Source organism: Pseudomonas sp. GOM7 (genome assembly GCF_026723825.1).
GTDB lineage: Bacteria > Pseudomonadota > Gammaproteobacteria > Pseudomonadales > Pseudomonadaceae > Aquipseudomonas.
Genome location: NZ_CP113519.1, coordinates 688864 through 712287 on the forward strand (window position 1 = coordinate 688864; position 23424 = coordinate 712287).

General features: G+C 63.4%; 23 protein-coding genes. 10 read left to right on the forward strand and 13 right to left on the reverse strand.

What is annotated here, in order from left to right; all coding sequences use genetic code 11:
- Nucleotides 1-181: 181 nt before the first annotated feature.
- Genes OU800_RS03055 through OU800_RS03075 form a run of 5 tightly spaced genes read right to left on the reverse strand, consistent with a single transcriptional unit; the run spans nucleotide 182 to nucleotide 6353 of the window.
- Nucleotides 182-1915, reverse strand: a complete 1734-nt coding sequence (locus OU800_RS03055) for an acetyl/propionyl/methylcrotonyl-CoA carboxylase subunit alpha (protein ID WP_268181100.1) — start codon at nucleotides 1913-1915, stop codon at nucleotides 182-184.
- Nucleotides 1912-3525, reverse strand: a complete 1614-nt coding sequence (locus OU800_RS03060; protein WP_268181102.1) for a 5-oxoprolinase/urea amidolyase family protein — start codon at nucleotides 3523-3525, stop codon at nucleotides 1912-1914. The genes OU800_RS03055 and OU800_RS03060 overlap by 4 nt, the downstream gene beginning before the upstream one ends.
- Nucleotides 3526-3534: 9 nt before the next feature.
- Nucleotides 3535-4341, reverse strand: coding sequence for a putative hydro-lyase (locus OU800_RS03065; protein WP_268181104.1), 807 nt, complete (start codon nucleotides 4339-4341; stop codon nucleotides 3535-3537).
- Entirely contained in the window at nucleotides 4338-5108 is a 771-nt protein-coding gene (locus OU800_RS03070; protein WP_268181106.1) for a LamB/YcsF family protein, read from the reverse strand. The genes OU800_RS03065 and OU800_RS03070 overlap by 4 nt, the downstream gene beginning before the upstream one ends.
- Before the next feature lie 12 nt (nucleotides 5109-5120).
- Entirely contained in the window at nucleotides 5121-6353 is a 1233-nt protein-coding gene (locus OU800_RS03075) for an NRAMP family divalent metal transporter (RefSeq protein WP_268181108.1), read from the reverse strand.
- Nucleotides 6354-6652: 299 nt separating this feature from the next.
- On the opposite strand from OU800_RS03075, the gene OU800_RS03080 reads away from it, so the two are divergent.
- From OU800_RS03080 to trpC, 4 genes are all read left to right on the forward strand, one after another.
- Nucleotides 6653-7315 (forward strand): GntR family transcriptional regulator, encoded by a 663-nt coding sequence (locus OU800_RS03080; protein ID WP_268181109.1) that lies wholly within the window; start codon nucleotides 6653-6655, stop codon nucleotides 7313-7315.
- A gap of 276 nt (nucleotides 7316-7591) precedes the next feature.
- Nucleotides 7592-8188: an aminodeoxychorismate/anthranilate synthase component II gene (locus OU800_RS03085; RefSeq protein ID WP_268181111.1), complete on the forward strand. Its 597-nt coding sequence runs from the start codon at nucleotides 7592-7594 to the stop codon at nucleotides 8186-8188.
- The gene (gene trpD, locus OU800_RS03090) at nucleotides 8185-9231 is read left to right on the forward strand and encodes an anthranilate phosphoribosyltransferase (RefSeq protein ID WP_268181112.1); all 1047 of its coding nucleotides are present in this window, start codon (nucleotides 8185-8187) and stop codon (nucleotides 9229-9231) included. The genes OU800_RS03085 and trpD overlap by 4 nt, the downstream gene beginning before the upstream one ends.
- The gene (trpC, locus tag OU800_RS03095) at nucleotides 9228-10067 is read left to right on the forward strand and encodes an indole-3-glycerol phosphate synthase TrpC (protein ID WP_268181113.1); all 840 of its coding nucleotides are present in this window, start codon (nucleotides 9228-9230) and stop codon (nucleotides 10065-10067) included. The genes trpD and trpC overlap by 4 nt, the downstream gene beginning before the upstream one ends.
- A gap of 51 nt (nucleotides 10068-10118) precedes the next feature.
- Here trpC and crp read toward each other — a convergent pair whose 3' ends face one another.
- Nucleotides 10119-10763, reverse strand: coding sequence for a cAMP-activated global transcriptional regulator CRP (crp, locus tag OU800_RS03100; protein ID WP_268181114.1), 645 nt, complete (start codon nucleotides 10761-10763; stop codon nucleotides 10119-10121).
- A gap of 234 nt (nucleotides 10764-10997) precedes the next feature.
- Between crp and OU800_RS03105 the strand changes: the two genes are divergently transcribed.
- Nucleotides 10998-11420, forward strand: coding sequence for an OsmC family protein (locus tag OU800_RS03105; protein ID WP_268181115.1), 423 nt, complete (start codon nucleotides 10998-11000; stop codon nucleotides 11418-11420).
- Between the two features lie 72 nt (nucleotides 11421-11492).
- On the opposite strand, the gene coq7 is transcribed toward OU800_RS03105, so the two are convergent.
- On the reverse strand, nucleotides 11493-12140 hold the full coding sequence (coq7, locus tag OU800_RS03110) for a 2-polyprenyl-3-methyl-6-methoxy-1,4-benzoquinone monooxygenase (protein ID WP_268181116.1): 648 nt from the start codon (nucleotides 12138-12140) through the stop codon (nucleotides 11493-11495).
- Nucleotides 12141-12324: 184 nt separating this feature from the next.
- On the opposite strand from coq7, the gene OU800_RS03115 reads away from it, so the two are divergent.
- Nucleotides 12325-13806: an AAA family ATPase gene (locus tag OU800_RS03115; protein ID WP_268181118.1), complete on the forward strand. Its 1482-nt coding sequence runs from the start codon at nucleotides 12325-12327 to the stop codon at nucleotides 13804-13806.
- 8 nt (nucleotides 13807-13814) lie between these two features.
- Here the strand turns inward: OU800_RS03115 and OU800_RS03120 are convergent, their stop codons facing one another.
- The 4 genes from OU800_RS03120 to hemJ all read right to left on the reverse strand — a co-directional run bounded on the left by OU800_RS03120 (nucleotide 13815) and on the right by hemJ (nucleotide 17093).
- Nucleotides 13815-14603, reverse strand: coding sequence for an SDR family NAD(P)-dependent oxidoreductase (locus OU800_RS03120; RefSeq protein WP_268181120.1), 789 nt, complete (start codon nucleotides 14601-14603; stop codon nucleotides 13815-13817).
- A gap of 22 nt (nucleotides 14604-14625) precedes the next feature.
- Nucleotides 14626-15582: a DUF805 domain-containing protein gene (locus OU800_RS03125; protein ID WP_268181122.1), complete on the reverse strand. Its 957-nt coding sequence runs from the start codon at nucleotides 15580-15582 to the stop codon at nucleotides 14626-14628.
- Between the two features lie 109 nt (nucleotides 15583-15691).
- Nucleotides 15692-16654 carry an NAD(P)H-dependent flavin oxidoreductase gene (locus OU800_RS03130; RefSeq protein WP_268181124.1) on the reverse strand — a complete coding sequence of 321 codons (963 nt, stop codon included), beginning with the start codon at nucleotides 16652-16654 and terminating at the stop codon, nucleotides 15692-15694.
- Between the two features lie 10 nt (nucleotides 16655-16664).
- The gene (hemJ, locus tag OU800_RS03135; protein ID WP_268181126.1) at nucleotides 16665-17093 is read right to left on the reverse strand and encodes a protoporphyrinogen oxidase HemJ; all 429 of its coding nucleotides are present in this window, start codon (nucleotides 17091-17093) and stop codon (nucleotides 16665-16667) included.
- A gap of 255 nt (nucleotides 17094-17348) precedes the next feature.
- Here hemJ and OU800_RS03140 point away from each other — a divergent pair, with 255 nt between their 5' ends.
- From OU800_RS03140 to erpA, 3 genes are all read left to right on the forward strand, one after another.
- On the forward strand, nucleotides 17349-18059 hold the full coding sequence (locus OU800_RS03140; protein ID WP_268181128.1) for a DUF6776 family protein: 711 nt from the start codon (nucleotides 17349-17351) through the stop codon (nucleotides 18057-18059).
- A gap of 6 nt (nucleotides 18060-18065) precedes the next feature.
- Nucleotides 18066-18479 (forward strand): bactofilin family protein, encoded by a 414-nt coding sequence (locus OU800_RS03145; RefSeq protein WP_268181130.1) that lies wholly within the window; start codon nucleotides 18066-18068, stop codon nucleotides 18477-18479.
- A 76-nt stretch (nucleotides 18480-18555) separates the two neighbouring features.
- Entirely contained in the window at nucleotides 18556-18906 is a 351-nt protein-coding gene (erpA, locus tag OU800_RS03150) for an iron-sulfur cluster insertion protein ErpA (RefSeq protein ID WP_268181131.1), read from the forward strand.
- Between the two features lie 51 nt (nucleotides 18907-18957).
- Here the strand turns inward: erpA and OU800_RS03155 are convergent, their stop codons facing one another.
- Complete coding sequence (locus OU800_RS03155; protein WP_268181132.1) at nucleotides 18958-20052, reverse strand: anhydro-N-acetylmuramic acid kinase; 1095 nt, start codon at nucleotides 20050-20052, stop codon at nucleotides 18958-18960.
- Nucleotides 20053-20055: 3 nt separating this feature from the next.
- Nucleotides 20056-21483 (reverse strand): peptidoglycan DD-metalloendopeptidase family protein, encoded by a 1428-nt coding sequence (locus OU800_RS03160; protein ID WP_268181133.1) that lies wholly within the window; start codon nucleotides 21481-21483, stop codon nucleotides 20056-20058.
- 227 nt (nucleotides 21484-21710) lie between these two features.
- On the opposite strand from OU800_RS03160, the gene tyrS reads away from it, so the two are divergent.
- A complete protein-coding gene (tyrS, locus tag OU800_RS03165) occupies nucleotides 21711-22910 on the forward strand; it encodes a tyrosine--tRNA ligase (RefSeq protein ID WP_268181135.1) in 1200 nt (399 codons plus the stop codon).
- Nucleotides 22911-23424: the final 514 nt, after the last annotated feature.

The following is a 23424-nucleotide window of genomic DNA, read 5'->3' on the forward strand; positions in this document are numbered from 1 at the left end:
CGGAGCGCTTAGCGAAAAGGGCAGCTTAGGCTGCCCTTTTCGTTTTCGCTTCCTGGGTATTGCCTCGCTCCACCCAGGCTACAGTCGCGTAGGGTGGACGACGCTTTATCCGTCCACCATGAGGTTGGCAAGGCGGTGGATGAAAAGAGCGTCGGCTACGCGCCCCGATCCGCCTGCTGCCTCAGCTCTCCAGCTTGGCCAATGCCGTCCCGGCATCCAGATAAGCCCCGGCCTGCTCGCGAATGCGCAAAGTACCGTCCGCGGGGGCGGTGACCTGGGTTTCCATCTTCATGGCTTCCATCACCGCGATCACCTCGCCGGCTTTGACCTGCGCGCCATCCTCGACCAGCCAGGCGTGCAGGTTGCCGGAAATCGGCGCCGTTACCTGGCCTTCTTCAGCAGCAGGCGCTGCGGTTTGGGGCGCCACCTGAGCGCTGCCGCCCAGCGGCGCCAGGCCTTGCAGCAGGGCGCTGGGCAGGCCCAGTTCATGGCGCTTGCCGTCGATCTCGATAAAGGTGCGCAGCACCGCGTCTCCGACCACCGGCAAGGTGCGCGGCGCCAGGGTGATCTGCTCGGCGAAGTCGGTCTCGATCCAGCGGGTGTGCACGGCGAAACGCTCCGGGCCGGTGAAGTCGGCGTGGTCCATCACTGCGCGATGGAAGGGCAGCACCGAGGCGATGCCGTCGATCTGGAATTCGGCCAGGGCGCGGCGCGCGCGGGCGATGGCCTGCTCGCGGGTGGCACCGGTGACGATCAGCTTGGCCATCATCGAGTCGAAGGTGCCGGGCACGCTGGAGCCGCTTTCCACGCCGCTGTCCAGGCGCACGCCGGGGCCGCTCGGTGCGCGGAATTCGCTGATCTTGCCGGGGGTGGGCAGAAAGCCCTTTCCGGCATCCTCGGCGTTGATGCGGAACTCGAAGCTGTGGCCGCGCGGCGTCGGCGTTGCGCTGAACGACAGCGGCAGGCCGTCGGCGACACGTAGCTGCTCGATCACCAGATCGACGCCGGCGGTTTCTTCGGTTACCGGGTGCTCCACCTGCAGGCGGGTGTTCACTTCCAGGAACGACAGGGTGCCGTCGGCGCTGAGCAAGTATTCCACGGTGCCGGCGCCGACATAGCCGGCCTTGGCACAGATGGCGTGGGCGGACTGGTGGATGCGCTGGCGCTGCTCATCGCTGATGAAGGGCGCCGGCGCTTCTTCCACCAGCTTCTGGTTGCGGCGCTGCAGCGAGCAGTCGCGGGTGCCGACCACCACCACGTTGCCGTGGCTATCAGCGATTACCTGGGCTTCGATATGGCGCGGGCGGTCGAGGAACTGCTCGACGAAGCACTCGCCGCGGCCGAAGGCAGCTTCGGCTTCACGCACCGCCGAGGCGTACAGCTCGGCCACTTCGTCCATGCGCCAGGCCACTTTCATGCCGCGCCCGCCGCCACCGAAGGCGGCCTTGATGGCGATCGGCAGGCCGTGCTGCTCGGCGAAGGCCAGCACTTCGGCGGCGCTCTGCACCGGGCCGGGGGTGCCGGCCACCAGGGGCGCGCCGACCTGCTGGGCGAGCTTGCGGGCTTCGACCTTGTCGCCGAGCACGTCGATGGTCTCCGGGTTCGGGCCGATCCAGATCAGCCCGGCGCCTTGCACGGCGCGGGCGAAATCGGCGCGTTCGGAGAGAAAGCCGTAACCGGGGTGCACGGCATCGGCGCCGGCGCGCTTGGCGATGGCCAGCAGTTTGTCGATGTTCAGGTAGGTGTCGGCGGGGCGCTCGCCGTCCAGGGCGTAGGCTTCGTCGGCGTGGCGCACGTGCAGGGCGTCGATATCGGCATTGGCGTACACGGCCACGGAGGCCACGCCGTGGTCGCGGCAGGCGCGGGCGATGCGCACGGCGATTTCACCGCGGTTGGCGATCAGGACTTTTTTCATGGTTGGTTCTTCGCATCGGCAGTAGGAAGGGAGGCGTCGGGTTCGAGCTCGACGAACGCCTCGATGGGGTTGAAGCGGATCTGCGCATTGATGGGGATTTGCCCGGCCAGATCCAGGTGGTGGCTGGCCACGGCGGCGATCACCGGGTAGCCGCCGGTCAGCGGGTGGTCGGCGAGGAACAGCACCGGCTGGCCGCTGGCGGGCACCTGAATGGCGCCCAGGGAGGTGCCTTCGCTGGGCAGCTCGTCATGGTTGCAGCGCTCCAGGGGCACCTCGCCCTCCAGGCGAATGCCGACCCGGTTGGACTGCGGGGTGACGCGCCACAGCTGGCTGCTCAGGCGCTCGATGGCCGCCGCGGTGAACCAGTCGCTGCGCGGACCCATCACCACATCCAGGGTGATCACATCCTTGGCAGTGGGCAGCTCGAACGCCGGGGCTTCACTCGTCGACACGCTGGTGCCGACGCTGATTGCCTCGAAACCCAGCCGGTCGCCGGCCTTGAGCGGCGGCGGGCCGACCTGGGCCAGGCTGTCGTAGGACAGGCTGCCCAGCACTGGCACCACCTGAAAGCCGCCGCGAATCGCCAGGTAGCTGCGCAGCCCGGCCAGGGGCGCGCCGAGGCTGACGCGGTCGCCGTCGTCCAGTTCGATGGGCTGATAGGTGCCCGGCTGCCACTGCAGGCCGCTGGCGGTGGTCACGCTGACTGGTGTCTGCGCACCAGTGACGGCGATGAGCGTGCGGCCATGGCAGACGAAGCTCAGTCCGCCGAGTACCACTTCCAGGCAGGCGCTGGCCGAGTCGTTGCCCACCACGCGATTGGCGGCGCGCAGGGCACCGCGATCCAGTGCGCCGGACATCGACACGCCCTGGTCGGTATGGCCGGCGCGACCGAGGTCCTGCAGCACCGTTTGCAGGCCGGGGCTGAGGATTTCCAGGTGGGCACCGGCAGGTGGCTCGCTGGCCGTCGCTCGTTCATGGTCTGGCAGGCCACCGGCCGGCAGCGGGCCGGCATCCTGAAAACGCACCTTGTAGCCGGGGCGCAGCAGGGCTGGTTCGTCACGCCCCAGATCCCACATCTGCAAGGGCGTCACGCCGATGATCTGCCAGCCACCGGGGCTGGCCTTGGGGTAGATGCCGCTGAAGTTGCCGGCCAGGGCCACGGCGCCGGCTGGAATGCGCGTGCGCGGGGTCTGCCGACGTGGCACCTGGAAGTCGGCGCCGCCGGTCAGGTAGCCGAAGCCGGGGGCGAAGCCGCAGAAGGCCACTTCATAATCGGCGCCGGTGTGGCGGCGTACCACCTCCTCACGGCTGATGCCGAGCAGCCCGGCCACCTCGTCGAGGTCCTCGCCGTTGTAGTGCACGGGAATTTCCACGCGGCGGCTGTCGCGGGTGCTGCGCTGGCTCAGGTCGCGGCGGGCCAGATCATCGATCAATGCCTGGCGGTCGATGGCGCTGGGCCGGTACTGGATCAGCAGGGTACGCGCGGCCGGGACGATTTCCTCGACGCCGACGATGGGCTCGGCCTGCAACGCGTCGAACAGTGCCAGGGTTTCATCGAGATCCTGCAGTTCGACGAGCAACGTATCGAGGTTGGCTGGGAGAAAACGCACTGCAAGCTCCTATACGTGGTACGCGTTGTCAGGCACGTCGGTGATAAACATATGGCCGGGCGAATGGGTGATCGCGAAGGGCACGCCGGAGGCCATGACCGCCGCCTGGGGCGTTACCCCGCAGGCCCAGAACACCGGCACTTCGCCGGGCTCGATGCGCACCGCGTCGCCGAAATCCGGCTTTTGCAGGTCTTTGATGCCTAGCCGATCCGGCTCGCCGATATGCACCGGGGCGCCGTGCACCGAGGGGTAGCGCCCGGAAATACCGGCGGCCTCGGCGACACGATCGGCCGGGATCGGCCGCATCGACACCACCATCTCGCCATGCAGGCGACCCGCCGGGCGGCAGGCGCGGTTGGTTCGGTACATCGGCACGTTGCAGCCGTCGGTGATATGTCGCACGTCGATACCGGCCTCCTGCAGACCGGTCTCGAAGGTGAAGCTGCAGCCGATCAGAAAGGTCACCATGTCGGTGTGTTCGGCCCAGGCAGCGGTGGCGTCGCTGACTTCCTCGACCAGCTTGCCGTCACGCCAGATGCGGTACAGGGGCAGATCGGTGCGCAGGTCGGTGCCTTCGGCCAATACCGTGTGCGGGCTGCCGGCGTCGCTCACGTCGAGCACCGGGCAGGCCTTGGGGTTGCGTTGGGCGTAGAGCAGAAAGTCGTAGGCCCAGTCGTGGGGCAGGGCGATCAGGTTGGCCTGGGTCATGCCCGGCGCGATACCGGCCGTGGGCGCGACGCGACCGTTGCGGTACTCGGCGCGGGCCTGGCGGGCGGCGACAATGGCGGCCTGCTGGGCGCGTTGGATTGCATTCATCGGGCAGCTCCGGCGAAGGTTTGCAGGGATACGCCCGATCGCTCCAACAACTGGCGCACCTCGCGGGCCATCTGGATGGCGCCGGGGCTGTCGCCGTGCACGCAGATGGAGTCGGCTTCGACGCGGGTGACGCTGCCGTCGATGGCTTCGACCTCGCCGCTCTGCACCAGGCGCAGCATGCGCTGGGCCACTTGTTCGGCGTCGTGCAGCACGGCGCCTGGCTCGCGGCGCGATACCAGGGTGCCTTGCGGCGTATAGGCACGGTCGGCGAAGGCTTCGGCGATGCAGCTCAGGCCTTCGCTACGGGCCAGCTCGATCAGCGGTGAGCCGGCCAGGGCGACCAGCACCAGGCGCGCATCCACGGCGCGAATCGCCTCGATCACTGCCAGGGCTTGGCGCCTGTCGTGGGCGATGGTGTTGTACAGCGCGCCGTGGGGTTTGACGTAGCGCACCGAAGTGCCGGCGGCGGTGGCCAGGGCCTGCAGGGCGCCGATCTGGTAGATCACGTCGGCGCTCAGCTCGTCGCTGGCGATGTCCATGTTGCGGCGACCGAAACCGACCAGGTCCGGGTAGGCGACGTGGGCGCCGATGGTCACGCCCTTGGCCGCAGCGGCCTTGAGGGTACGCAGGATGCCGGCCGGGTCACCGGCGTGGAAGCCGCAGGCGACGTTGGCGCTGGTGACGATGTCGAGCATCGCGGCATCGTCGCCCATGGACCATTGGCCGAAGCTTTCGCCCAGGTCGCTGTTGAGGTCGATGGAAGGCATGTCGTTCTCTCCTTACAGGTTCACGAAGGCCAGGATCGGGCCGACCGATTTGGCCGCCATGTACCAGGTCAGCGCGCAGGTGATGGCGCCGAGGGCCAGCAACCAGCGCGGGTAGTGGTAGCCGCCCATCAGGTCGCTGCGGCGCCAGCCCACGTACACGAAAATGCTCAGGCCGATGGGCAGGATCAGGCCGTTGAAGCCGCCAGCGAACAACAGCAGGGCCGCCGGCGCGGTGCCCAGGGCCAGGTAGATGCTCAACGAGACGGCGATGAAGGCCACGGTGGCGCGGTTGCGGCCGCGCTCGCTGATGCCCGGCATGAAGGCGGTGATGAACGACATCGAGGTGTAGGCCGCGCCGATCACGCTGGTGATGGCAGCGGCCCAGAGCACCAGGCCGAAGGTGCGCAGGCCGAGCTCGCCGGCAGCGGCCTGGAAGGCCTGGGCGGCCGGGTTGGCGCCTTTGCCGGAGGTGTCGATGACCACGCCGCTGGCGGCCACGCCGAGAATCGCCAGGAACAGGATGTAGCGCATCACGCCGGTTACCGCGATGCCGCTGAGTGCCGCCTTGGTGACTTCCTTCACGTGCTCTTCGCCGACCAGGCCGCGATCCAATAGGCGGTGCGCGCCGGCATAGGTGATGTAGCCGCCTACGGTGCCGCCGACGATGGTGGTGATGGTGGCGAAGTTGATCTCATCCGGCCACACGGTCTGGCGCAGTGCCTCGCCCAGGGGCGGGTTGGAGGCGACGGCGACGAACAGGGTGAGCAGAATCATCAGCAGGCCGAGCACCACGATCAGCCGGTCGACGGCGATACCGGCCCGCTTGGACAGGAAGATGCCGATGGCCACCAGGGCGCTGAGGGCCCCGCCCCATTTCGGATCCAGGCCCATCAGCGCATTGAGGCCCAGGCCGGCGCCAGCGATGTTGCCGACGTTGAACACCAGCCCGCCGAAGATCACCAGCACTGCGAGCAGGTAGCCGCTGCCGGGAATCGCCGCGTTGGCGATGTCCGAGGCGCGCATGCGGGTCAGGGTGACGATGCGCCAGACGTTCAGTTGCACCACGAAGTCGATGAGGATCGAGGCGAGGATGCCGAAGGCGAAGGCCGCACCCATGGTCGCCGTGAAGGTGGCGGTCTGGGTGATGAAGCCGGGGCCGATGGCCGAGGTCGCCATCAGGAAGATGGCCGCGATCAGCGATGAGCGGCGTGAGCGGGCGAAGTCGCGGGTGGTCTGGCTCTGCATGTGAGCGCTCCTGGGCATTGGAGGATCGTGTGCAGAATGCAACGCAAGCAGCATGCCACTTTCCCTTCAGGATGGCTGTATTGTTGATTCTATCTATATAAATTGTTCAACAATAATTAATTTATGGCTCATCAATCTGCACCATTTTGTTACCCTGATACCCATATGTGTTCCATCGAAGTGCATGAGGTGACACCTGCAACGCTTGCCTGCACGAACGGACTCATAGACCATCAGCGGGCCTTGCAGCCCTGCCAGGTGCGACCACCGAGATGCCGCTAACCGCAATGGATGGATCGATGAGCCAAGACCTGCCTGAAAACCCGCGCACCCTCGGCGAAACCGTGACCGCCGAGATTCGTCGCAAGCTGGTCGAGGGGGAACTGGTGCCCGGCCAGCGCCTGTCGGAGGCCGCTCTGAGCGAGAGCCTGGATATCTCGCGCAACACCTTACGTGAGGCCTTTCGCGTATTGACCCAGGAAGGCCTGCTCAAGCACGAGCCCAATCGCGGCGTCTTCGTCGCGGTGCCGGACATGGCCTCGATCATCGACATCTACCGGGTTCGCCGCTTCATCGAGTGCCAGGCGCTGGCCCAGGCCTATCCCAAGCACCCCGCCGTGCGCCGCATGGCCGAGGCGGTGGCCGCCGCCAGGCGCTGCCGTGACGCTCAGGACTGGAGCGGGGCGGGTACGGCGAATATGGCCTTCCATGCCGGTATCGTCGAGCTGGCCGACAGCGAACGCCTCAACACCTTCTATGCTCACCTGTCCGCCGAGTTGCGCCTGGCCTTCGGTCTGCTCAAGGATGCCGAGTTCCTGCATTCGCCCTACATCGACATGAACGCGTCGATTCTCGAACGTCTCGAAGCCGGGCAAACGCAGGAGGCGGCGCAGGCGCTGGACGCCTATCTGGTGCAATCCGAACGTACCGTGCTGGCGGCCTATGCGCGCCGCTTGCGTTGATCCGCTGCTCACGGTTGCGCATGGCCATTAGCTGGGCTACTGTGCGGCAATCGTGATGCGAGATACCCCTGTGACCTTCAGCAGCACCCTCCTGATGCGCCTGATCAAGGCCCTGGCCCGTTGGCGCTGGCGCGCCTGACCTCTCCCTTGCCGGCTCGGCCGGTGCGTTTCGTTCGCCCCCGCGCCTTGCGCCTCATCGAGCTCTGCTCAGGCGTGAAGCGTCCATTGCTCTGGGGCGTGACTACCAAGGCAGTACATCTAGAGGCAACGCATATCATGCTGCTGATGATCGACAACTATGATTCCTTTACCTACAACGTGGTGCAGTATCTGGGCGAGCTGGGTGCCGATGTCCACGTCATTCGCAACGACGAGCTGAGCATCGCCGAGATCGAGGCCTTGCAGCCCGAGCGCATCGTCGTCTCGCCCGGCCCCTGCACGCCGACCGAGGCGGGCGTGTCCATCGAGGCCATCCTGCATTTCGCCGGCAAGCTGCCGATCCTCGGCGTCTGCCTGGGCCATCAGAGCATCGGCCAGGCCTATGGCGGCGACGTGGTGCGCGCGCGGCAGGTGATGCATGGCAAGACCAGCCCGGTATTCCACGCCAATCAGGGCGTGTTCGCCGGCCTGGCGATGCCGGTAACCGTGACCCGCTATCATTCCTTGGTGGTCAAGCGCGAAACCCTGCCGGACTGCCTGGAGGTCACCGCCTGGACTCAGCACGAGGACGGCTCCATCGACGAGATCATGGGCTTGCGTCACAAGACCCTGAATGTCGAGGGCGTGCAGTTTCACCCCGAATCCATCCTCACCGAGCAGGGCCACGAACTGTTCGCCAACTTCCTCAAGCAGACCGGAGGCGTGCGCGCATGAACATCAAGGAAGCTCTCAACCGGATCGTCGCCCAGCTCGATCTGAGCACCGAGGAAATGCAGGCGGTGATGCGCGAGATCATGACCGGTCAGTGCACCGACGCGCAGATCGGCGCCTTCCTCATGGGCATGCGCATGAAGAGCGAGACCATCGACGAGATCGTCGGGGCCGCCAGCGTCATGCGCGAGCTGGCCGCGCCAGTGGTGATCAATGCCGAACGCCTGGTCGACACCTGTGGCACCGGTGGCGACGGCATGAACATCTTCAACGTCTCCACCGCCGCTGCTTTCGTGGTCGCGGCGGCTGGCGGCAAGGTGGCCAAACACGGCAACCGTGCGGTCTCCGGCAAGAGTGGCAGTGCCGATCTGCTGGAAGCGGCCGGCGTCTACCTGGGGCTCAAGCCCGAGCAGGTGGCGCGCTGCGTCGAAAGCGTTGGCGTCGGTTTCATGTTCGCCCCGTCCCATCACGGCGCGATGAAGCATGCCATCGGCCCGCGCCGCGAGCTGGCGCTGCGTACCCTGTTCAACATGCTCGGCCCTATGACCAACCCGGCCGGTGCCAGGCATCAGGTGATCGGCGTGTTCAGCCAGGCGTTGTGCCGGCCCATGGCCGAAGTGCTGCAGCGTCTGGGCAGCGAGCACGTTCTGGTGGTGCACGCCCAGGATGGCCTGGACGAGATCAGCCTGGCCGCGCCTACCTTCGTCGCCGAACTCAAGGATGGCCAGGTCAGCGAATACCGCATCCAGCCCGAGGATTTCGGCATCAAGAGCCAGAGCCTGATCGGTTTGACCGTCGACAACGCCGCGCAATCGCTGGAACTGATTCGTGACGCCCTGGGTCGACGTAAGACCGACAATGGCCAGAAAGCCGCCGACATGATCGTGCTCAATGCCGGTGCCGCGCTCTACGCTGCCGATCATGCCAGCACCTTGCGCGAAGGCATCCAGTTGGCCCACGATGCCCTGCACACCGGGCTGGCGCGGGAGAAGCTGGAAGAGCTGGTGTCCTTTACTGCGGTATTCAAACAGGAGAACGAAGGGTGAGCGTGCCAACCGTACTGGAGAAGATCGTCGCCCGTAAGTTCGAGGAAGTAGCGGCGCGCCGTGCCCAGGTCAGCCTGGCCGAACTCGAGGCCGTGGCCCGTGCCGCCGATGCGCCGCGTGGCTTCGCCCGCGCCTTGCAGGCACAGGCAGCACGCAAGCAGCCGGCGGTGATCGCCGAGGTCAAGAAGGCCTCGCCGAGCAAGGGCGTGCTGCGCGCCGATTTCGTGCCGGCCGATATCGCCCGCAGCTACGAGGCGGGTGGGGCTACCTGCCTGTCGGTACTGACCGATATCGATTTCTTCCAGGGCGCCGACCAGTACCTGCAGCAAGCCCGCGCCGCCTGCGCGCTGCCGGTGATCCGCAAGGACTTCATGGTTGATCCCTACCAGATCGTCGAAGCCCGCGCCCTGGGTGCCGACTGCGTGCTGCTGATCGTTTCCTGCCTGGATGACGTGCGCATGGCCGAGCTGGCCGCGGTGGCCAGGGACAATGGGCTGGACGTGCTGGTGGAGGTGCATGACGGCGATGAACTGGAACGTGCGCTGAAGACACTCGATACCCCCTTGGTGGGCATCAACAACCGTAACCTGCACACCTTCGAGGTCAGCCTGGAAACCACCCTCGACCTGCTGCCGCGTATCCCCCGTGATCGCCTGGTGGTGACCGAGAGTGGCATTCTCAACCGCGCAGATGTCGAGCTGATGGAGATCAACGAGGTCTATGCCTTCCTGGTTGGCGAAGCCTTCATGCGTGCGGCGGATCCCGGAGCGGAGCTGCAACGCCTGTTCTTTCCCGAGCGAGGTCGGCCAGCGGTAATTGGCACCGACCCCGAATAGCACGCATAAAAAAGCCGGTTAGATAACCGGCTTTTTCGTTTTGTGTTGTGATCAGCGGGTGCCGAACACCACCATGGTCTTGCCCTTGACGTGCACCAGGCCCTGCTCTTCCAGGGACTTGAGTACGCGACCGACCATCTCGCGCGAGCAGCCGACGATGCGGCCGATCTCCTGACGGGTGATCTTGATCTGCATACCGTCCGGATGGGTCATGGCGTCCGGCTGCTTGCACAGGTCGAGCAGGGTGTGCGCAACACGGCCGGTGACGTCGAGAAAGGCCAGGTCGCCGACCTTGCGCGTCGTATTGCGCAGGCGCTCGGCCATCTGGCTGCCCAGGGCGAAGAGGATGTCAGGATCCTGCTGGGTCAGCTCGCGGAACTTGGCGTAGCTGATCTCCGCTACTTCGCACTCGGTCTTGGCGCGCACCCAGGCGCTGCGTTCCTTCTCCGAGCCTTCCTTCTCGAACAGCCCCATCTCGCCGAAGAAATCCCCGGCATTGAGGTAGGCGATGATCATTTCCCGGCCGTCATCGTCCTCAATGAGGATGGTGACCGAGCCTTTGACGATGAAGAACAGCGTTTCGCAGCGATCACCTGCATAGATGATGGTGCTTTTTGCCGTGTAACGACGGCGATGACAATGCGCAAGCAGCTTGTCGAGGTGCTTTATCTTAGGTGTGAGTGTGATAGCGACCATGCCCCGAGTCCCGATATGAAAAGTGTAGGCCTTTGTCCAGCAGGCGATTTCTTATTGGTTATCCGACCAGTGTGCCAGCATTCCGGCGCCAGCTTAACAGACATACGATGAGTGAGGTTTTTTTTGTGACCTGGCTAACACAGCGTAGTGGAACTTTGACGCGAGGGTCAGGCACGGCGTGCTGCAGGCTTGTGCTAACCTGCGTGCCTTTGCAAAGCAACGGAGCCTGGAGAGATGAAAGCGCGCGTGCAGTGGGCGGGTGAAGCCCTGTTCCTCGGTGAGTCCGGCAGTGGCCATGCCGTGGTCATGGATGGCCCGCCCGAGGCAGGTGGCCGCAACCTGGGCGTTCGCCCGATGGAAATGGTGCTGATAGGCCTGGGTGGCTGCAGCAACTTCGATGTGGTCAGCATCCTGCGCAAGGGCCGGCAGCCGGTGGAGAGCTGCGAGGTGTTCCTCGATGCCGAGCGCGCGAGCGAAGAGCCCAAGGTGTTCACCAAGATCCACCTGCATTTTGTGGTCAAGGGCCGTGGGCTGAAAGAGGCTCAGGTCAAGCGTGCGGTCGAACTGTCAGCGGAGAAGTACTGCTCTGCCTCGATCATGCTCGGTCGCGGCGGCGTGGCTATCAGCCATGACTATGAAATAGTCGAGCTGGGATAGAAGCAGCCACAAGCTTCAGGCTGCAAGCTGCAAGCTGCAAGCTGCAAGCGAGAGCCCAGTCCGCCCTGAGCATTAAACTCTGTAGGTGGACTTGGTCATCACCTTCGACAGCAGGGTCATACCGAACTTCACCGGGGCCGGGAAGCGCAAGCCGCCGGCGGCCAGGGCGCTGTTGGCATGCTGTTGCTCGTCGACACGCATCTGCTCGAGGATGGCGCGCGACTTGGCATCGTGCTCGGGGAGCTGTTCGAGGTGTTCGTCCAGGTGCTTGCACACCTGATCCTCGGTGGCGGCGACGAAGCCCAGACTGACCCTGTCACTGACCAGGCCAGCCACAGCGCCGACGCCGAAAGACAGGCCGTAGAACAGTGGGTTGAGCACACTGGGCTGGCTGCCCAGTTCCCGAATGCGTTGTTCGCACCAGGCCAGGTGGTCGATTTCCTCGTCGGCGGCATGCTCCATGGCTTTGCGCACCTCTGGCAGCTTGGCCGTCAGGGCCTGGCCCTGATAGAGGGCCTGGGCGCAGACCTCGCCGGTATGGTTGATACGCATCAGGCCAGCGATATGGCGCGCCTCGTCGCTGCTCAGCTCGGCTTCGTGCTGCACGATGGCTGGTGAGGGGCGCCCCGAGGCGCCGCTGAATGGCAGCAGTGTGCGCAGGGCCGCATCGGCTTGCAGCAGCAGGCGGTCGACGGGTGAATACTGGCGTTCGCTGGCCATGGGGGACCTCCGACTGGAACGAGATCCCTAGTCTACTGCAAAGTACCGGGCACGTCGCCGCTGCGGGCCGGGCTGGCGATGTTGGACGGCTCCGAACCCTTGCGTCGGGCCATGACTGCGGCGACGATCCATGACAACGGGCAGGTGCGAAGATCGGCTCGCTCATTTCCACAAGGAGCAGGTGTTGAAGAACGATATTCACGATCTGGGGTTGGTGCTCGACTCCAAGGTCAAGCTGATCGTCATCGAGTCCTGGGACGAGGCGCGGGTGCTGGAGACCCTGACCGGTCTGGCGGTCAAGCGCGGGCTCGGCCTGCACACCTGGTCGGTCACCGAAGGGCTGCAGCGCCTGGGCTTCGGTAGTGATCCAGTGGATCAGTCGCCGACCCTGGAGCCTGAGGCGGCATTGCGCATGATCAAGGCCGACCCGCAGCCGAACCTCTACGTGATGTGCGACCTGCATCCCTTCCTCGACGACAACCCGCGCCTGGTGCGCCTGCTCAAGGAAATCGCCATGAGCGAGGCCGCGTACAAACCGACCCTGGTGCTGGTGTCCCATGCGTTCAAGTTGCCGCCCGAGGTACAGCGTTACGCGGCACGTTTCAGCCTGGCGCTGCCGACCGAGGACGAGCTGCTGGGCATCGTGCGCGACGAGGCGGCACGCTGGAGCGAGGGCAACCGAGGTTCGCGGGTGCGCACCGACAACCGCACCCTGCAACAGGTGGTGAAGAACCTGCGCGGCCTCAGCCATGCCGAGGCGCGGGCGTTGGCACGCAACGTGATCTGTGACGACGGGGCAATCACCCAGGAAGACATTCCCGAGCTGAACAAGACCAAGTTCCAGCTACTGGATCTGGACGGTGTGCTCAGCTTCGAGTACGACACCGCGCGTTTCGCCGATGTCGGCGGCCTGGTCAATCTCAAGCGCTGGCTCGGCGAGCGGCAGGCCGGCTTTCTCGAAGGCAAGGGCATCGATGCGCCGAAAGGCGTGCTGCTGGTCGGTGTGCAGGGCGGTGGCAAGAGCCTGGCGGCCAAGGCGGTGGCCGGGCTCTGGGGGCTGCCGCTGCTGCGTCTGGATTTTGCTTGCCTGTACAACAAGTTCTTCGGCGAGACCGAACGCAACCTGCGCGAAGCCCTGCACCTGGCTGAGCAGATGGCGCCCTGCGTGCTGTGGATGGACGAGGTGGAGAAGGGCCTGGCCAGTGGCGACCATGACGGCGGCGTGAGCCAACGCGTGCTCGGCACTTTGCTGACCTGGATGGCCGAGCGCAAGGCGCCGGTATTCGTCGTCGCCACGGCCAATGCCATCGACCGCCTGCCCCCCGAGCTGGTGCGCAAGGGGCGCTTCGATGAGCTGTTCTTCGTCGACCTGCCGACGGCCGAGGTGCGCGCGGAGATCTTCCGTATCCACCTGCAGCGACGCGAACTGGAACCTGAGCGCTTTGATCTGGCTCGGTTGGCCGAGGCCAGCGACGGTTTTTCCGGGGCAGAGATCGAGCAGGCGGTGGTCAGCGCCCTGTATGCCGGGCAGGCGCAGCAGCGCACTGTCGATCAGGAGTTGCTGCTGCATACCTTGCAGGCCACCTCGCCCTTGTCCGTGGTCATGGCCGAGCGGCTCGCCAGCCTGCGCAACTGGGCAGCCGGGCGCACGGTCAATGCCGGCTGAAGCAGGCCTTAGCGCTGGGTGTAGGGGCGTGTGATGCGCCCGCTCAGTTTGCGTACCAGCCAGCGGGGTGCCAGGCGGGGCAGGGTGGCGAGCAGGCGGTTACGCCAGTTGGGAACGATGATGGCGCGGTTGCGCTCCAGGCCGCGCACGGCTATCAGCGCCACCTCTTCGGCATTCATCATCAGTTTGCCCTTATCCAGGCGGGAAACGTTCATCTGCGCACTACGAAAGAAGGCAGTACGCGTCGGTCCCGGGCACAGCACCGAGACGCGCACGCCATAGTGGCGCAGTTCCTCGCGCAGGCCTTCGCTGAAGTGCAGCACATAGGCCTTGCTGGCGTAATAGCTGCTCATCCAGGGGCCGGGCTGGAAGGCGGCGACGGAGGCGACGTTGAGAATCTGTCCGCCGCCCTGCAGCGCCATGCGTTTGCCCAGGGCATGGCACAGGCGGGTCAGGGCCAGCACGTTGACCTCAAGCTGCTCCAACTCGCGCATCCAGTCCTGTTCCAGGAAGGGGCCGGCACAGCCGAGCCCAGCGCTGTTGACCAGCAGGTCGATGCGCCAGTCGCCTTCTTCCAGCTCCAACAGCAGTCCGGAAATCTGCAGGGGCTCGCTCAGGTCGCAGAGCCGAAAACGCACCTCGACGCCGAAGCGCAGGGCCAGCTCGCTGGCGATGCTCTCCAGGGCATCGCGCCGTCGCGCCACCAGAATGAGGTTGCGCCCGCGACGCGCCAGGGCCTCGGCCAGTGCCAGGCCGAGGCCGCTGGAGGCGCCGGTGATCAGCGCGTAGCTGGGCATGAATAAAAATCGCTGTGTCGCGTCATCGCTGCAGGAGTTGTTGTTCGGTATAGCCCATGTACTGCGGAAGAGCGATGGCAGCGGCGATGCCGATAACAGGTAGCAGAAGTGTCAGCCAGGCCAGGATGACCACTGCGTTGCTGTTGGGCGGCGGCGGCGGGCCGTAACGGTTGGCACCCTGGGAGCCAGGGATGATCAGCATGAGCAGGGAAAAGACACCGCCGACGACTGGAACGAAGTTGACCAGCCACAACCAGCCTGACCAGCCAATATCGTGTAGCCGTTGCACGCCGATGCAGACGCCGATGACCGCCATGCCAAGCACTGCCACAGCTACCAGTAGCATGCTCAGCGTACTCGACAGCGTTCCGATGCCTACGGACAACAGCAGTACTGGGAATGCGCATAGCATCATGGCCATGCTCCAGCCCAGGTAGCGCACTCGACCAATGCGACCTGCCACATTCACTACCTTGAGCTCACCGAATTGTGGCAGGTTTTCGGCTACGTCTGCCCGTGGTGGGGCATAGGGTGAGCTGGCTTCCTGCACGGGAGTGACCGTGGTTGCCGCCAGTTGTGCCTGGCGGGCCATGTATTTCTCGATGATGATGCCGCAGGCCGAGCATTCGGCAGCCTTGGTTTGCTCATGGCCGCATTTGGGGCAGGTCATGCGGGCCTGGCTGGCCGTGTCGGGAGCGGGTTCCTCTGGGTGATCCTCGGTCTGTACCAGGCTCAGGCCGATGGCCTGGTCCAGTTCCTTGCGTACTTTGGCGCCAGCCTTTTGCAGCGCATCGAGGTATTGATCCGCCTGCTGCTCGGGCAAATCCTTCTTCAGGGTCACCACTGCGCCGCTGAACAGGGCATCGATGCGTGCTCGGTCGCTCTTGAACAGGCGAGCGAGGTTGTCCTTGACCGTTTCCAGTGTCGCATTCGGCATCAGTTGGCCGTCGAACAGGATCTTGTAGCGAGGTGGATTCATGCGGGCTTCCTTGTCTGCTCATGAGGTGGCAGGTAATGCAGCGTAGAGCGCCTGCAGGCCACTGTACAAGCGGCCTGCAGCACAATTGGCAGCTTTTCTGCGCCTCGCCTCAACGTATCCAGCGCTGCCCCAGGGCGGCAGCCTGCTGCAAAGCCGTGCGGTACTCATGATCCAGGCGGGTGACGAGCTCGGCGACGCTGGGCAGATCCTCGATACCGCCAGCTCCCTGGCCGGCCGACCATACGGTTTTCCAGGCCTTGGCTTCATCGTTGACCGGCTTGAGCTTCTCGCCGTAGTTGATGGCACCCTTGTCCTGCAGGCGGGCCAGGTCATAGCCGGCCTGTTCCAGGCTCTGGCGCATGAAACTGGCCGGTACGCCGGACACCGCCGGGGTATGCACGATGTCGGCAGCCCGTGCCTGCAACAGCATCTGTTTGTAGGCAGCAGGCGCATCGCTCTGCTCAGTGGCGATGAAGCGTGTGCCCATATAGGCCAGGTCGGCCCCAAGCATCTGCGCTGCAAGGATTTCATGGCCGTGATTCAGGCAACCTGCCAGTAGCAGAGTCTTGTCGAAGAACTGGCGGATTTCCGCGACCAGGGCGAATGGGCTCCAGGTGCCGGCATGGCCGCCAGCCCCGGCGGCCACGGCAATCAAGCCATCGACCCCAGCCTCGGCGGCTTTCTCGGCATGACGCCGGGTGGTCACGTCGTGGAAGACCAGGCCGCCATAGCCGTGCACGGCGTCGACCACTTCCTTCACCGCACCCAGGCTGGTGATGACGATGGGCACCTGGCGCTCCACGCAGATCGTCAGATCCGCCTGCAGGCGTGGGTTGCTGCCGTGCACGATCAGGTTCACCGCATAGGGGGCAGCGTCTGCCGTTAGCTGCGTATCGAGCTCCTCCAGCCAGGCGCGAAAGCCAGAGCTCTCACGCTGATTGAGCGCCGGGAAGCTGCCGACGATGCCGCTGTTGCAGCAGGCTGCGACCAGGGCCGGGTTGGACACCAGGAACATGGGCGCCGCCACCAGGGGCAGGCGCAGGCGTTGTTCGAGCGACGCAGGCAGAGACATGGCGAATTCCTCAGAATGGACGGACGACGACCAGAATGACGATACCTAGCAGCGCCAGCACCGGCGCCTCGTTGAACCAGCGATAGAACACATGGCTGCGACTGTTCTCGCCACGGGCGAAGCGCTTGAGTTGTGCGCCGCACATGTGATGGTAGGCCAGTAGGGCGACCACCAGTGTCAGCTTGGCGTGCATCCAGCCCTGGCTGAAGTAATAGCTCGGGTTGAGGCTGATCAGCCAGATACCCAGCGCCAGGGTGAGAATCATCGAGGGCAGCATGATCCCGCGATAGAGCTTGCGCTCCATGACGCAGAAGCGCTCCTGGCTGACGGCGTCCGTGCTCATCGCATGGTAGACGAACAGGCGCGGCAGGTAGAACAGGCCGGCGAACCAGCAGACCACCGCGATGATGTGAAAGGCCTTGAGCCACAGATAGAGCATGGTCGTTCCTCGGTCAGCAAATCTCCCGGATAGTAGAGCCTGTCACGCTATTGCGTCACCATCGGGTTTGGCGCTTGGCCGATGGCGCTTTATCATCGGCGACTTTCCACTCATGTCAGGCAGGAGGCGGCTGATGATCAGTGCCCAGATCGACGATGAACGGCCGGCATGCCAGGCCGCCCGATTGCGAGGCACCACTGGCTGCATCTGGCCTTCGCTCGGGCCATCAGCCCGAGCGCCGCGGGTGTCATTTGCATGAGCTGGGAGATCAAGTTCAGTGATCCACGACATGAGCGTCGTCGACGTATCCTCCTGACCTTGTTGCTCCTCGCCGTGCCTCTGGCCTTTGCGCTGGGGTGGGGTACGTTGTCCTATCTGCGACCCGTTACCGATGCCCATGAGTTGCAGGTGCTCATCAGCGAGAAGGATCAGGAGCTGGAATTCCTGCGCCAGCGCCTTGCCGTGGTCGGCAGCAGCGAGAAGGTTGCCCAGCAGGCCATCGAGCAGAACCGGCGCACCATCAAGCTGCTCGAGGAGCAAATCTTCAAATTGCAGCAGGACGTGGCCTTCTACAAGGGCGTCCTGGCTCCGGGTAGTCGGCGTGAGGGTTTGCGCATCCGGGCCTTCGAGCTGCAGGCCACCGAAGATCCGCAGCGCTTTCGCTACAAGCTGCTGTTGAGCCGTGTCGGCACGGCCGAGGAGCCGTTGGAGGGGACACTGAGCATCACGCTTCAGGGCAAGCTGGGCGGCAAGGACAAGAACCTGTCATTGGCCTCGGTGAGCGACGAGTTCAGTGGCAACAAGACCCCCTTTTCCTTCAAGCATTTTCAGTCTCTACCTGATGCCGGTCGTTTTGCCGAGTTGCAATTGCCACAGGGCTTCTTGCCCGCTCAGGTCAAGGTCGAGGCTCAGGTTCAGGGGCACAAGCCCCTGGTTCGTACATTCAAATGGTTAGACAAAGAGTGAACCGCCATGTGGAAGAAAGAAAAACCCAAGCCTGATTTGCAGAGCTTCAGCGGCAAGACCAGCCTTATCGCGGTAGGTGCAGAGCTGGTGGGGGATATGCGCTTCCAGGGGGCGGTGCAGGTCGATGGCCGGGTCACCGGCAATCTGCTGGCCTCGGAAGGCCTGGTGCGCATCAGCGTCGGCGGCGTGGTTGAAGGTGAGGTGCGAGCCCCCCATATCGTGGTCGAGGGCGAGGTGTTGGGCGATGTCTACGCTTCGACCCATCTCGAGCTGGGAGCCCGGGCGCGTGTAAGGGGCAATCTGCATTATGCGTTGATGGAAATGGCCATGGGCGCGCAGATCGCCGGACGTCTGTGCCCGATCAAGGGCGAGGACGAGCGTCCTCTGGAGTTGCCGGAAACCCTGGATGACAGGGCGTAATAGTTGACCAAAATTCTAGGGCAAGCGGATAATGCTGCCTTAACGCAGTATGGCGCGTTGCGCCGGGAGTCATAGCATGAGCGTCGAAAGCTTCACCCCCGCCCCCTTGCATTTCACCCAGGGGGCGGCCAGCAAGGTGAAGACCCTGGTCGATGAAGAGGGCAATCCGCGTCTGAAGCTGCGCGTGTTCGTCACGGGTGGCGGTTGCTCGGGCTTCCAGTATGGTTTCACCTTCGATGAGGATGTCGCCGAGGATGACACCATCGTCGAGCGCGAGGGCGTGAGTCTGGTCGTCGATGCCATGAGCTTCCAGTATCTGGTGGGCTCCGAGGTCGATTATCAGGAAGGCCTGGAGGGTTCGCGTTTCGTCATCAAGAACCCCAACGCCACCACCACCTGTGGCTGTGGGTCGTCCTTCTCGATCTGATACGGGTCATTGATTCGTTAGCGCCGTGCCCCGTGCACGGCGTTTTTGTTTTCAGGCTGGATAGATGGCGCCGAGCACCCGTAGCCCTCGTGCGCCGGTGACGCTTGGACGGTTGGCGGCTATGCCCTGCAGGGTGCAATGAGCCAGCCAGGCGAAGGCCATGGCTTCGATCCAGTCCGGGTCGATGCCACGGCTGGCGGTCGAAACCACCTCGGTGCCAGGCAGCAAGGCTGCCAAGCGCTGCATGAGGTGCCGGTTGTGCGCGCCTCCGCCACAGACCAGCAGGCTGTCAGTGCGCATTTGCGCTCTGTGCAATGACTCGCAGATGCTGCGCGCGCTCAATTCCACCAGGGTGGCCTGTACATCCTGTTCAGGCAGGTCGCGATGCTTCGCCAGGTGAGTCTGTAGCCAATTCAGGTTGAACAGCTCGCGCCCGGTACTCTTGGGGCCTTGGGTGGCGAAGAAGGGATCGGCCAGCAGACTGTCGAGCAGCGCTTGCTGCAGCGTGCCGCCCGCGCCCCAGGCGCCGTCGCGGTCGTACTGCTCGCCCAGGCAATGCTGAATCCAGGCATCGAGCAGCACGTTACCTGGCCCGCAGTCGAAACCATGAACCTCCTTGCCGGGTTCGAGCAGGCTCAGGTTGCTGAAGCCGCCGACATTGAGCACCGCAATGTGCTGCTGCGTCGAACCGAAGAGCGCTTCATGGAAGGCCGGCACCAGCGGCGCGCCCTGGCCACCGGCCGCCACATCGCGCCGACGAAAGTCTGCCACCACGCTGATGCCGGTACGTTCGGCGAGCAGGGCGGGGTTGCCGATCTGGATGGTGAAGCCACGCGTAGGTTCATGGCGAACGGTCTGGCCGTGGCTGCCGATGGCGCGAATGCTTGATGCTGACAGCCCCTGACGTGCTAGCAGAGTGTTGATGCAATCTGCGGCCAGCTCGGCCCAGTGTTGTTCGGCGATGGCCGCACGGGCCAGCTCGTCTGCGCCAGGGCTGCACAGTGCCAGCAGTTCGTGACGCAGAGCATCAGGCAGGGGGCGATACAGTGTGGCGAGCAGGCGCGGTGCTTCAGTCTGCTCGATCAGCGCGATGTCCAGGCCATCCAGGCTGGTGCCGGACATCACGCCAATATAGAGATGGACCATGGATTACTGCTTGTTGGCAGCCAGCATGGTGGCCTTTTCCTGATCCATGCGTGCCATCAGCGGCTTGCTTTGCTGCATGAAACGCGCTTTCTCGTTGGCGGCGATGGGGTCGGCCATCGGCAGCTTCTGGCTCAGCGGGTCGACATGCACGCCGTTGACCTGGAACTCGTAATGCAGGTGTGGGCCGGTAGACAGACCGGTGGTGCCGATATAGCCGATGATTTGGCCTTGCTTGACGTTCACCCCATTGCGCACGCCTTTGGCGAAGCCCTGCATGTGCGCATAGAGGGTGCGGTAGCGTTGGCCATGCTGGAGGATCACGGTGTTGCCGTAGCCACCGTTGCGTCCTGCCAGTATCACCTTGCCGTCTCCTGCAGCCTTGATCGGCGTGCCGCGCGGCGCGGCATAGTCGACACCCTTGTGGGCGCGGATCTTGTTCAGGATCGGGTGCTTGCGGCCGGTGGAGAAGCGTGAGCTGATGCGTGCGAAATCCACGGGCGTGCGGATGAAGGCCTTGCGCATGCTCTCGCCATTGGCGCTGTAGTAGCTGGTGTTGCCCTTGCGATCGGTATAGCGCACAGCAGTATAGGTCTTGCCGCGGTTGGTGAAACGAGCGGAAAGGATATTACCGGTGCCGACATGCTTGCCGTTGACCACCTTGTCTTCGTAGATCACCTCGAATTCGTCGCCATCGCGGATGTCCATGGCGAAGTCGATGTCGTAACCGAAGATATTGGCCAGATCCATGGTCAGCCCATGGGATAGGCCAGCACGCTTGGCGGAGAGGAACAGCGAGCTGTTGATCACGCCATGGCTGTAGGCGTTGACGATCTCGGGCTTGGCCAGATCGCGCTTGAAGTCGTATCCCGCCTCGTTGCGGCTCAGGCTTATGGTTTCCAGTTCGCTGAGTTTACTTTGCAGATTCTTCAGCTTGCCTTCTTCGTCCAGCTCGAACTGCAGCACCTGGCCGACCTTGAGGCGGCTGAACTGCTTGGCTTCCTTGTTGCTGTCGAGCGCCTCGTGCAGATCATTGGCGCTCAGGCCCACCTTGGCGAACACAGTCGATAGCGTATCGCCGTTGCTGACGGTGATGCTTTTATGAGTGGGGTCGTCGGGTGGAAGTGCTGCAGTGGCGGGGGCGATTTCATCAGCGTCTTCTTCTGCGCTGAGCTCGGTGTCATCCGAATTGCCTTCGATCTGGGCGAATGGCGAGTCGTTCGGGCTGTCAGCCTGCCCCGCTCGGAGGTCATCCTTTTCCTCGATCACCATCTCGGCATCATTGCCCAGATCCAGATTGAGAAAGGTTTTCTGCGCTTCGACTTCGCGCGAGGGAAACACCAGCAGAGCCAGGCTCAGCAGCGCGGCTACACCACTCGCAGCCAGAATATGGCTCTTTGGGTAGGGCGGGGCTTTGGGAGAATTTTGCGTCATGGCGTGAGGCGTTTTCTTGATATGTGCATTAACTGTCTAAAATATAACCAAAACCCTGGATGGGCAACCCTTGACATTGCAGGTGTGTGATACAGATGTGGGTGTGTGTTGCCGTCGCAGCCGTGCGCGGAGCGGCAACAGGCCCAGGGCGGGGGCAAAACTTGTAATTAGTTTGCGATCTTGTATGGTTGGTTCCCTTTCAATTTCCAGTGGTTGCGGGTTCTGTCATGAAGTCGGTCGAAGAGCAGCTAGCGCTGATCAAGCGCGGTGCGGAAGAGGTTCTGGTTGAGGCTGAGCTGATAGAAAAGCTCAAGCGTGGTCAGCCACTGCGGATCAAGGCGGGGTTCGATCCAACTGCGCCGGATCTGCACCTCGGCCATACCGTTCTTATTAATAAGCTGCGTCAGTTCCAGGAGCTGGGGCATCAGGTGGTTTTCCTCATTGGCGACTTCACCGGGATGATTGGCGACCCCAGCGGCAAGAGTGCGACGCGTCCGCCGCTGACCCGTGAGCAGGTGCTAGAGAATGCCGAGACCTACAAGCAGCAGGTCTTCAAGATTCTCGACCCGGCCAAGACCGAAGTAGCTTTCAACTCCACCTGGATGGATCAACTCAAGCCTGCCGATTTCATTCGTCTTGCTTCGCAATACACTGTGGCGCGCATGCTCGAGCGCGACGATTTCGACAAGCGTTACACCAGCAATCAGCCGATCGCCATTCATGAGTTCCTCTACCCCTTGGTACAAGGCTATGACTCCGTGGCGCTCAAGGCCGATGTCGAGTTGGGTGGCACCGATCAGAAGTTCAACCTGCTGATGGGGCGTGAGCTGCAACGCGCCTATGGCCAGGAGTCGCAGTGCATCGTCACCATGCCGTTGTTGGAGGGGCTGGACGGCGTGAAGAAGATGTCCAAGTCACTGGGCAATTATGTGGGCATTCAGGAAGCGCCGGGGGTGATGTACAACAAGCTGGTGTCCATGCCTGATGCGCTGATGTGGCGCTACTTCGAGCTGCTCAGCTTCCGCTCCATGGAAGAAATCGAGCAGTTCAAGCGTGATGTCGAGCAGGGGGCCAATCCGCGTGACATCAAGATCAAGCTGGCTGAAGAGATCGTCGCGCGGTTCCATGGTGAGGAGGCGGCGGCCAATGCGCACCGCTCCGCTGGCAATCGCATGAAGGATGGCGAGCTGCCGGAAGATCTTCCGGAGGTCGAGCTGGCTGCGGCTGAAGATATGCCGATCTCATCCGTCCTTAATAAAGCAGGCCTGGTTAAGAATGCTGCCGTGGCTCGCGATCTGCTAGGTTCGGGAGGCGTGCGCGTCGATGGTGAGGTGGTTGACCGCGCTTTCCTGTTCAAGGTGGGTTCGACCCATGTCTGTCAGGCCGGCAAGAAGGCCTTTGCGCGCATCACGCTCAAGGCCGAGTAATAAAACTGCAAAATAAGCTTGACGCGCATTCTGCTGGCGGTAGAATGCGCGCCACTTCAGCGCTGAAGTGCTTCAAAAACTGCTTGTTAATCAATAAGTTAAGTTAAATGAAGGGCTTGCAAAGCTGGATCTGGCGTGTAGAATGCGCGCCGGTCGACAGGGCGGTGGTTGAGTCTTGTTGGTGGTTCGGTCGAATGGATCGAAAGCGGTTTGAAAGAGGTGGTTGACAGCGGTTTTGAACGCTGTAGAATGCGCCTCCCGCTGGAGAGAAGAAGTTCTGATCGAAGGCGCAAGTGGTTGAGTAGAAAGGAAAAATTCTTTTGAAAACGACTTGACAGGAAGAAGGGCTGCTGTAGAATGCGCGGCCTGGTTGAGGCGAGAGGCTTAACCAACTGTTCTTTAACAACTGAATCAAGCAATTCGTGTGGGTGCTTGTGAGGTAAGCCTGATAGTCGACAGATTATCAGCATCACAAAGCAACACTCGTGAATTCGAGAGTTACTCTTTTAAGTAA

Coding starts and splice junctions, on each gene's coding strand:
- OU800_RS03055 (WP_268181100.1), bottom strand. CDS start 1,915: ATGAAAAAAGTCCTGATCGCCAACCGCGGTGAAATCGCCGTGCGCATC.
- OU800_RS03065 (WP_268181104.1), bottom strand. CDS start 4,341: ATGAATGCAATCCAACGCGCCCAGCAGGCCGCCATTGTCGCCGCCCGC.
- OU800_RS03070 (WP_268181106.1), bottom strand. CDS start 5,108: ATGCCTTCCATCGACCTCAACAGCGACCTGGGCGAAAGCTTCGGCCAA.
- OU800_RS03075 (WP_268181108.1), bottom strand. CDS start 6,353: ATGCAGAGCCAGACCACCCGCGACTTCGCCCGCTCACGCCGCTCATCG.
- OU800_RS03080 (WP_268181109.1), top strand. CDS start 6,653: ATGAGCCAAGACCTGCCTGAAAACCCGCGCACCCTCGGCGAAACCGTG.
- OU800_RS03085 (WP_268181111.1), top strand. CDS start 7,592: ATGCTGCTGATGATCGACAACTATGATTCCTTTACCTACAACGTGGTG.
- trpD (WP_268181112.1), top strand. CDS start 8,185: ATGAACATCAAGGAAGCTCTCAACCGGATCGTCGCCCAGCTCGATCTG.
- crp (WP_268181114.1), bottom strand. CDS start 10,763: ATGGTCGCTATCACACTCACACCTAAGATAAAGCACCTCGACAAGCTG.
- OU800_RS03105 (WP_268181115.1), top strand. CDS start 10,998: ATGAAAGCGCGCGTGCAGTGGGCGGGTGAAGCCCTGTTCCTCGGTGAG.
- coq7 (WP_268181116.1), bottom strand. CDS start 12,140: ATGGCCAGCGAACGCCAGTATTCACCCGTCGACCGCCTGCTGCTGCAA.
- OU800_RS03120 (WP_268181120.1), bottom strand. CDS start 14,603: ATGCCCAGCTACGCGCTGATCACCGGCGCCTCCAGCGGCCTCGGCCTG.
- OU800_RS03125 (WP_268181122.1), bottom strand. CDS start 15,582: ATGAATCCACCTCGCTACAAGATCCTGTTCGACGGCCAACTGATGCCG.
- OU800_RS03130 (WP_268181124.1), bottom strand. CDS start 16,654: ATGTCTCTGCCTGCGTCGCTCGAACAACGCCTGCGCCTGCCCCTGGTG.
- hemJ (WP_268181126.1), bottom strand. CDS start 17,093: ATGCTCTATCTGTGGCTCAAGGCCTTTCACATCATCGCGGTGGTCTGC.
- OU800_RS03140 (WP_268181128.1), top strand. CDS start 17,349: ATGAGCTGGGAGATCAAGTTCAGTGATCCACGACATGAGCGTCGTCGA.
- OU800_RS03145 (WP_268181130.1), top strand. CDS start 18,066: ATGTGGAAGAAAGAAAAACCCAAGCCTGATTTGCAGAGCTTCAGCGGC.
- erpA (WP_268181131.1), top strand. CDS start 18,556: ATGAGCGTCGAAAGCTTCACCCCCGCCCCCTTGCATTTCACCCAGGGG.
- OU800_RS03155 (WP_268181132.1), bottom strand. CDS start 20,052: ATGGTCCATCTCTATATTGGCGTGATGTCCGGCACCAGCCTGGATGGC.
- OU800_RS03160 (WP_268181133.1), bottom strand. CDS start 21,483: ATGACGCAAAATTCTCCCAAAGCCCCGCCCTACCCAAAGAGCCATATT.
- tyrS (WP_268181135.1), top strand. CDS start 21,711: ATGAAGTCGGTCGAAGAGCAGCTAGCGCTGATCAAGCGCGGTGCGGAA.